Source organism: Tardiphaga sp. (genome assembly GCF_025356345.1).
GTDB lineage: Bacteria > Pseudomonadota > Alphaproteobacteria > Rhizobiales > Xanthobacteraceae > Tardiphaga.
Window position 1 is genome coordinate 1 of sequence record NZ_JANXTC010000179.1, and the last position, 7,549, is coordinate 7,549.

The window sequence follows — 7,549 nt, forward strand, 5'->3', positions numbered from 1 at the left end:
GACCTGACCTATCTCTACGACTATCTCGGCGCGGGCAGCGATTCGCTGGCTGAACTCGCCGCCGGCAAGAATGCCTTCGCCGACGTGCTGAAGGGTGCCAAGAAGCCGATCGTGCTGGTTGGCGCTGGCGCTGTGTCGCGCGCTGATGGCGCGGCTGTTCTGGCGATGGCCGCCAGGCTGGCGTCCGACTTCGGCGCCATCAAGGACGGCTGGAACGGCTTTGCCGTGTTGCAGGCGACGGCTTCGAAGGTCGGCGCGCTGGATCTCGGCTTTGCGCCGTCCGCCGGCAGCCTCAGCGTCACGGACATGACCAAGGCTGGTTCGCTCGACGTGCTGTTCTCGCTCGGTGCCGACGACGTCAAGGTCGCCGATGGCACCTTCCTGGTTTACATCGGCACCCATGGCGACCGCGGTGCGCACCGCGCCGACGTGATCCTGCCGGGCGCCGCCTACACCGAAAAATCCGGCATTTATGTCAACACCGAAGGTCGCGTGCAGATGGCGGCCCGTGCGGCTTTCCCGCCGGGCGAGGCGAGGGAGGACTGGGCGGTGATCCGCGCGCTGTCCGACGTGCTCGGCAAGAAGCTGCCGTTCGATTCGCTGTCGGCATTGCGCCAGGCGATCTTCAAGGCGGTGCCGCATCTGATCCGGCTCGACCAGATCGAGCCCGGCGATGCCGGTGCGATCAAGACCCTTGCGGGCAAGACCGGCAACGTCGACAAGACGCCGTTCAAGACCTCCGTGGAGGACTTCTACCTGACCAACCCGATCGCGCGCGCGTCAGCCATCATGGCGGAATGTTCCCGCCTGGCCTCGGGCCAGATGCTGACGGCGGCGGAGTAAACCGATGGCTGAGATTTGGACTAGCACCCTGTGGCCGCTGATCATCATGATCGCGCAGTCGCTTCTCGTGCTCGTGGTGTTGCTGATTGCGATTGCCTACATCCTGCTGGCGGACCGCAAGATCTGGGCCGCGGTGCAGATCCGTCGCGGGCCCAACGTGGTCGGGCCATTCGGCCTGCTGCAATCCTTCGCCGATTTGCTGAAATTCGTGCTGAAGGAGCCGGTGATTCCCTCCAGCGCCAATAAGGGCGTGTTCCTGCTGGCGCCACTGGTGTCCTGCGTGCTGGCGCTGGCCGCCTGGGCGGTGATCCCGATGGACCTCGGCTGGGTGATCGCCGATCTCAATGTTGGCGTGCTCTACATCTTCGCGATCTCGTCGCTGTCGGTGTATGGCGTGATCATGGCCGGCTGGTCGTCGAATTCGAAATACCCCTTCCTCGCCGCGCTCCGTTCCGCGGCGCAGATGGTGTCCTACGAAGTCTCGATCGGCTTCGTCATCATCACCGTGCTGCTGTGTGCCGGTTCGCTTAATCTGTCGGCCGTGGTCGAGGCGCAGAATACCAAATGGGGCATCCTCGGCTGGTACTGGATCCCGCTGTTTCCGATGTTCGTGGTATTCTACGTCTCGGCGCTGGCCGAGACCAACCGTCCGCCCTTCGACCTCGTCGAGGCTGAATCGGAACTCGTCGCGGGCTTCATGACCGAATACGGCTCGACGCCGTACCTGCTCTTCATGCTGGGCGAATACGTCGCCATCACCACGATGTGCGCGCTGGCCGCGATCATGTTTATGGGCGGCTGGCTGTCGCCGATCCCGTTCGCACCGTTCACCTGGGTACCCGGAATCATCTGGTTCGTGCTCAAGGTATTTTTCATGTTTTTCATGATTGCGATGGCGAAGGCGATCGTGCCGCGCTACCGCTACGACCAGTTGATGCGGCTGGGCTGGAAAGTATTTCTCCCGTTGTCGCTGACCTACGTCATCATCGTCGCGGCTGTGCTGCAATTCGGGGGCCTTGCTCCGAAATGAGGTCACTATGAATATCAGGGCAACAGCTCATTCGCTTCTGCTGGCGGAGTTCGCTTCGGCGTTCGTCCTCGCCATGCGCTATTTCTTCAAACCGAAGCCGACGTTGAATTATCCGTTCGAAAAGGGGCCGATCTCGCCGCGTTTCCGTGGCGAGCACGCGCTGCGCCGTTACCCGAACGGCGAGGAACGCTGCATCGCCTGCAAGCTGTGTGAAGCGGTGTGTCCGGCCCAGGCCATCACCATCGAGGCCGGCCCACGCCGCAATGATGGTACCCGCCGCACCGTGCGTTACGACATCGACATGGTGAAATGCATTTATTGCGGCTTGTGCCAGGAGGCATGTCCGGTCGATGCGATCGTCGAGGGGCCGAATTTCGAATTCGCGACCGAGACGCGTGAGGAATTATATTATGACAAGGCGAAACTGCTCGCCAATGGCGATCGCTGGGAGCGCGAGATTGCGAAATCAATCGAACTCGACGCGCCGTACCGGTAGGACCCAATCATGATCCTTCCCGCATTGTTCTTCTATCTGTTCTCCGGCGTCTGCGTCGCCTGCGCGGTGATGGTGATTGCGTCGCGCAATCCCGTGCATTCGGTACTGTTCCTGATCCTGGCCTTCGTCAACGCGTCCGGCCTGTTCATTCTGATGGGGGCCGAATTCCTCGCGATGCTGCTGATCGTCGTCTATGTCGGCGCGGTCGCGGTGCTGTTCCTGTTCGTGATCATGATGCTCGACGTCGACTTCACGCAGCTGCGCGAAGGCTTCATCGAGTATCTGCCGTTCGGCCTGTTGATCGGTGCGATTTTTCTCGCCGAGCTGCTGCTGGTCGCGGGCGGCTGGATCATGAATCCGAACGTGACAAAGTCGATTACCTCGGCAATCCCCACCAATGTGACCAACACCGAGGCGCTCGGCCTGGTGCTGTATACGAAGTACATCCATTACTTCCAGCTCTCCGCCATGATCCTGCTGGTGGCGATGATTGGCGCGATCGTGCTGACGCTGCGTCACAAATCCAGCGTCAAGCGTCAGGACATCAACGTTCAGAACGCCCGTACGCCCGAACTGGCCATGGCCGTTCGCAAGGTCGCCTCCGGGCAGGGGCTGCGGGACGCTGACGCCGGGGAGTGGGTCAAATGATCATCGGTCTCGGGCATTATCTCGCGGTCGGCGCGATCCTGTTCACGCTCGGCATCCTCGGCATCTTCCTCAATCGCAAGAACATCATTGTCATCCTGATGTCGATCGAGCTGATCCTGCTCGCGGTCAACATCAACATGGTGGCGTTCTCGTCCTTCCTCGGCGACATCGTCGGCCAGGTGTTTGCCTTGCTGGTGCTGACCGTGGCCGCCGCCGAGGCGGCGATCGGTCTTGCCGTGCTGGTGGTATATTTCCGCAACCGTGGCTCGATCGCGGTTGAAGACGTCAATCTGATGAAGGGCTGAGCCAGCTATGATCCAGGCTCTTGTTTTCCTGCCGCTGATCGGCGCCATGATCGCCGGCCTGATCGCCCTGTCGGGTGCGCATGCGCGCAACCCAAGTGGCGATGAACTGGACCATCACGGCGATGCGCACGCGGCGCATGCGCATGATGAACACGCCGCTGACGATCACGGACACGGCGACCATCACGCAATCGAGCCCGCCGCCGCCGGTTCGCGCGCGGCCGAGCTGATCACTGCCACGCTTCTGGTCGTTTCCGCCGTGCTGTCCTGGGTGACGCTGATCGATGTCGGCTTCATGCATCACGACGCCCGCATCGTGCTGATGCCCTGGATCACGTCGGGCGATCTGCAGCTGTCGTGGACGCTGCGCGTGGACACGCTGACCGCGGTGATGCTGGTCGTCGTCACCACGGTGTCGTCGCTCGTGCACATCTATTCGATCGGCTACATGGAAGATGATCCGAACCGGCCGCGCTTCATGGCGTATCTGTCGCTTTTCACCTTCGCGATGCTGATGCTGGTGACCGCCGACAATCTGCTGCAGCTGTTCTTCGGCTGGGAAGGCGTCGGTCTCGCGAGCTATCTGCTGATCGGGTTCTGGTATCAGAAGCCGACCGCGAACGCCGCGGCGATCAAGGCCTTCGTGGTCAACCGCGTCGGCGATTTCGGCTTCCTGCTCGGCATCTTCTCGATCTTCATGCTGATCGGCTCGACCGATTTCGACACATCTTTGCCGGCGCGCCAGGCCTCACCGGCAAGACCATCGACTTCTTCGGCTGGCATGCCGATGCCCTGACCCTGACCTGCCTGCTGCTGTTCATGGGCGCGATGGGCAAGTCGGCCCAGTTCCTGCTGCACACCTGGCTGCCGGACGCCATGGAAGGTCCGACCCCGGTGTCGGCGCTGATCCATGCCGCGACCATGGTGACCGCCGGCGTGTTCTTGGTGGCGCGGATGTCGCCGCTGTTCGAACTGGCGCCCAACGCCCAGGCCTTCGTGATGCTGGTCGGCGGGACCACGGCGCTGTTCGCTGCCACCATCGGTCTGGTGCAGAACGACATCAAGCGGATCGTTGCCTATTCGACCTGTTCGCAGCTCGGCTACATGTTCGTGGCGCTGGGGGCAGGGGCCTATTCGGTCGCCATGTTCCATCTGTTCACGCATGCCTTCTTCAAGGCCTTGCTGTTCCTGGGTTCCGGCTCGGTGATCTACGCGATGCATCACGAGCAGGACATCCGCAACATGGGCGGGCTGAAGGACAAGATCCCCTTCACCTACGCCATGATGGTGATCGGCACGCTGGCGCTGACCGGATTCCCACTGACCGCCGGCTATTTCTCCAAGGACGCCATCATCGAGGCCGCTTATGTCGCGCATAATCCGTTCGCGCTGTACGGCTTCCTGATGACGGTGATCGCCGCCGGCCTGACCTCATTCTATTCCTGGCGACTGATCTTCAAGACTTTTCATGGCGAGCCTCACGACCGCAAGCATTACGAGGCCGCGCATGAAGCGCCGTACTGGATGCTGGCGCCGCTCGCGGTGCTCGGCGCCGGTTCGATCCTGGCCGGCTTCCCGTTCAAGGAATTGTTTGCCGGTCACGGCGTGGGAGAGTTCTTCCGCGAGTCGCTGAAGAACAACGCGCATATTCTCGAGGAGATGCATCACATCCCGGCGATGATCGCCTATCTGCCGACGGTGATGATGGCGGTCGGCTTCCTGGTGTCGTGGCTGTTCTACATCCGTCGCCCGTATCTGCCCGTCGAGCTCGCCGGCCAGCATCCGCTGCTGTACAAGTTCCTGCTCAACAAGTGGTATTTTGACGAGCTCTACGATCTGATTTTCGTCCGCCCCGCGAAGTGGATCGGCCGCTTCCTGTGGAAGGTCGGTGATGGCAAGATCATCGATGGTCTCGGTCCCGATGGCATCTCGGCGCGCGTGATGGATATCACCCGTGGCGCGGTCAGGATCCAGACCGGCTATCTCTATCACTATGCCTTTGCGATGCTGATCGGCGTCGCCGGCTTGATCACCTGGTTCATATTCGGCCTGGGGGGCCAGTGATGTCGTCGGCTTCCGTCATGACCTGGCCCATTCTTTCCGTTGTCACCTTCCTGCCGACCGTCGGCGCTATTCTGGTTTACCTGCTGGCACGCGGCGGCGACGAAGCCGCCAACCGCAATGCGCGCTGGATCTCGATCTGGACGACGCTGATCACCTTCGTGGTGTCGATGATCCTGGTGATGCGCTATGACGGCGCCAATGGCGACTTCCAGTTCGTCGAGAAGGCGCCGTGGCTCGCCAACGCCATTAATTATCACATGGGTGTCGATGGCATTTCGCTGCCATTCGTGATCCTGACGACCGCGCTGATGCCGTTCTGCATCCTGGCGTCATGGAAATCGATCACCAAACGCGTCCCCGAATACATGATGGCGTTCCTGATTCTGGAAACGCTGATGATCGGCACCTTCTCGGCGCTGGACCTGGTGCTGTTCTATCTGTTCTTCGAAGGCGGCCTGATCCCGATGTTCCTGATCATCGGCGTCTGGGGCGGCCCGCGCCGCGTCTACGCGTCTTTCAAGTTCTTCCTCTACACGCTGCTCGGCTCGGTCTTGATGTTGCTGGCGATCATGGCGCTGTACTGGAACGCCGGCACCACCGACATTCCGACGCTGATGCACACCGCGGTGCCGCGCCATCTGCAGATCTGGGCCTGGCTGGCGTTCTTCGCATCCTTCGCCGTGAAGATGCCGATGTGGCCGGTGCACACCTGGCTGCCGGATGCCCATGTCGAGGCGCCAACCGCGGGCTCGGTCGTGCTGGCCGCGATCATGTTGAAGATGGGCGGCTACGGTTTCCTGCGCTTCTCGCTGCCGATGTTCCCGGACGCTTCGGTGTACTTCACGCCGCTGGTGATGACGCTGTCGGTGATCGCCATCGTCTACACCTCGCTGGTGGCGCTGATGCAGGAAGACATCAAGAAGCTGATCGCCTATTCGTCGATTGCCCATATGGGCTTCGTGACCATGGGCATCTTCGCCGGCAACACCCAGGGCGTCTCCGGCGCGGTATTCCAGATGGTCTCCCATGGCATTGTCTCCGGCGCGCTGTTTCTCTGCGTCGGCGTGGTCTATGACCGCCTCCATACCCGCGAGATCGCGGCCTATGGCGGCCTCGTCAACCGCATGCCGCTCTACGCGCTGTTGTTCATGGTCTTCACCATGGCCAATGTCGGTCTGCCCGGGACGTCCGGTTTCGTCGGCGAATTCCTGACCCTGATCGGTACCTTCAAGAGCAGCATCCCGACCGCGATCGTGGCGGCGACCGGCGTCATCCTGTCGGCAGGTTACGCGCTGTGGCTGTACCGCAAGGTGATGTTCGGCGCGCTGACCAAGCCGGCGCTGGTGGGCATCAAGGACATCACCTTCCGCGAAGGCCTGCTGCTGGTGCCGCTGGTCGTTCTCACCCTTTGGTTTGGCGTCTATCCGAAGCCCGTGCTCGACATGTCGGCCGCCTCGGTGCAACTCCTCGTCAACAATTATGCCACCGCAGTGACTGCCGTGAAGGCAGCCGCGCTGTTGCCGTAACGCAGCAGGTCAGGACAACGCGCAATGACTTTTGAGACCGCCGGATATTCGCTGCTGCCCGTGTTGCCGGAGCTTGTGCTGGCCGTGGGCGCCATGGCGCTGCTGATGATCGGGGCCTTTAACGGGCCAAAGGTCACCGGCCTCGTGACGGCGCTGGCGGTTGTCCTGCTGGTTGTGGTGGGTGCGCTGGAACTGTTGCTGCCCGCCGGTAAACTGGTCACCTTCGGCGGTAGTTTCATCGTCGACGACTTCGCCCGCTTTCTGAAGATCCTGGCGCTGATCGGCTCCGGTGTGACGCTGATCCTGTCCCGCGAATTCCTCGAGCACGAATCGCGGAAGATCTTCGAATATTCGATCCTGGTGCTGCTCTCGACCGTCGGCATGATGGTGCTGATCTCGGCCGGCGATCTGATCATGCTCTATCTGGGGCTGGAGCTGATGAGCCTCGCGCTCTACGTGGTCGCCGCGAGCAACCGCGACAATGCCAAATCCACCGAGGCGGGCCTGAAATATTTCGTGCTGGGGGCGCTGTCGTCCGGCATGTTGCTGTATGGCGCCTCACTGATCTATGGCTTCACCGGTACCGTCGGCTTCGCCGGCATTGCCGCGGCGGCGAAGACCGGCGACATCGGTATCG

Annotated in this window: 7 protein-coding genes and 1 pseudogene; all 8 read left to right on the forward strand. The window is 61.7% G+C overall.

Features of this window, described 5'->3' with window-relative positions:
* Positions 1–843: molybdopterin-dependent oxidoreductase (locus Q0S16_RS10545; protein ID WP_295847939.1), on the forward strand; the 843-nt coding region annotated here is incomplete at its 5' end.
* Between the two features lie 4 nt (positions 844–847).
* A complete protein-coding gene (nuoH, locus tag Q0S16_RS10550) occupies positions 848–1,873 on the forward strand; it encodes an NADH-quinone oxidoreductase subunit NuoH (protein ID WP_295847941.1) in 1,026 nt (341 codons plus the stop codon).
* Between the two features lie 7 nt (positions 1,874–1,880).
* Positions 1,881–2,369: an NADH-quinone oxidoreductase subunit NuoI gene (gene nuoI / locus Q0S16_RS10555; protein ID WP_092142263.1), complete on the forward strand. Its 489-nt coding sequence runs from the start codon at positions 1,881–1,883 to the stop codon at positions 2,367–2,369.
* A gap of 9 nt (positions 2,370–2,378) precedes the next feature.
* Positions 2,379–3,017, forward strand: a complete 639-nt coding sequence (locus Q0S16_RS10560) for an NADH-quinone oxidoreductase subunit J (RefSeq protein WP_295847946.1) — start codon at positions 2,379–2,381, stop codon at positions 3,015–3,017.
* Positions 3,014–3,322 carry an NADH-quinone oxidoreductase subunit NuoK gene (gene nuoK / locus Q0S16_RS10565; RefSeq protein WP_295847948.1) on the forward strand — a complete coding sequence of 103 codons (309 nt, stop codon included), beginning with the start codon at positions 3,014–3,016 and terminating at the stop codon, positions 3,320–3,322. The genes Q0S16_RS10560 and nuoK overlap by 4 nt, the downstream gene beginning before the upstream one ends.
* Positions 3,323–3,329: 7 nt before the next feature.
* Positions 3,330–5,386 (forward strand): annotated as a pseudogene (nuoL, locus tag Q0S16_RS10570) (NADH-quinone oxidoreductase subunit L).
* On the forward strand, positions 5,386–6,912 hold the full coding sequence (locus tag Q0S16_RS10575; protein ID WP_295847950.1) for an NADH-quinone oxidoreductase subunit M: 1,527 nt from the start codon (positions 5,386–5,388) through the stop codon (positions 6,910–6,912). The pseudogene nuoL and the gene Q0S16_RS10575 overlap by 1 nt, the downstream one beginning before the upstream one ends.
* Positions 6,913–6,936: 24 nt before the next feature.
* Positions 6,937–7,549 (forward strand): proton-conducting transporter membrane subunit (locus tag Q0S16_RS10580; protein WP_295847952.1); only part of this gene is annotated, 613 nt, incomplete at its 3' end.

Coding starts and splice junctions, on each gene's coding strand:
- nuoH (WP_295847941.1), top strand. CDS start 848: ATGGCTGAGATTTGGACTAGCACCCTGTGGCCGCTGATCATCATGATC.
- nuoI (WP_092142263.1), top strand. CDS start 1,881: ATGAATATCAGGGCAACAGCTCATTCGCTTCTGCTGGCGGAGTTCGCT.
- Q0S16_RS10560 (WP_295847946.1), top strand. CDS start 2,379: ATGATCCTTCCCGCATTGTTCTTCTATCTGTTCTCCGGCGTCTGCGTC.
- nuoK (WP_295847948.1), top strand. CDS start 3,014: ATGATCATCGGTCTCGGGCATTATCTCGCGGTCGGCGCGATCCTGTTC.
- Q0S16_RS10575 (WP_295847950.1), top strand. CDS start 5,386: ATGTCGTCGGCTTCCGTCATGACCTGGCCCATTCTTTCCGTTGTCACC.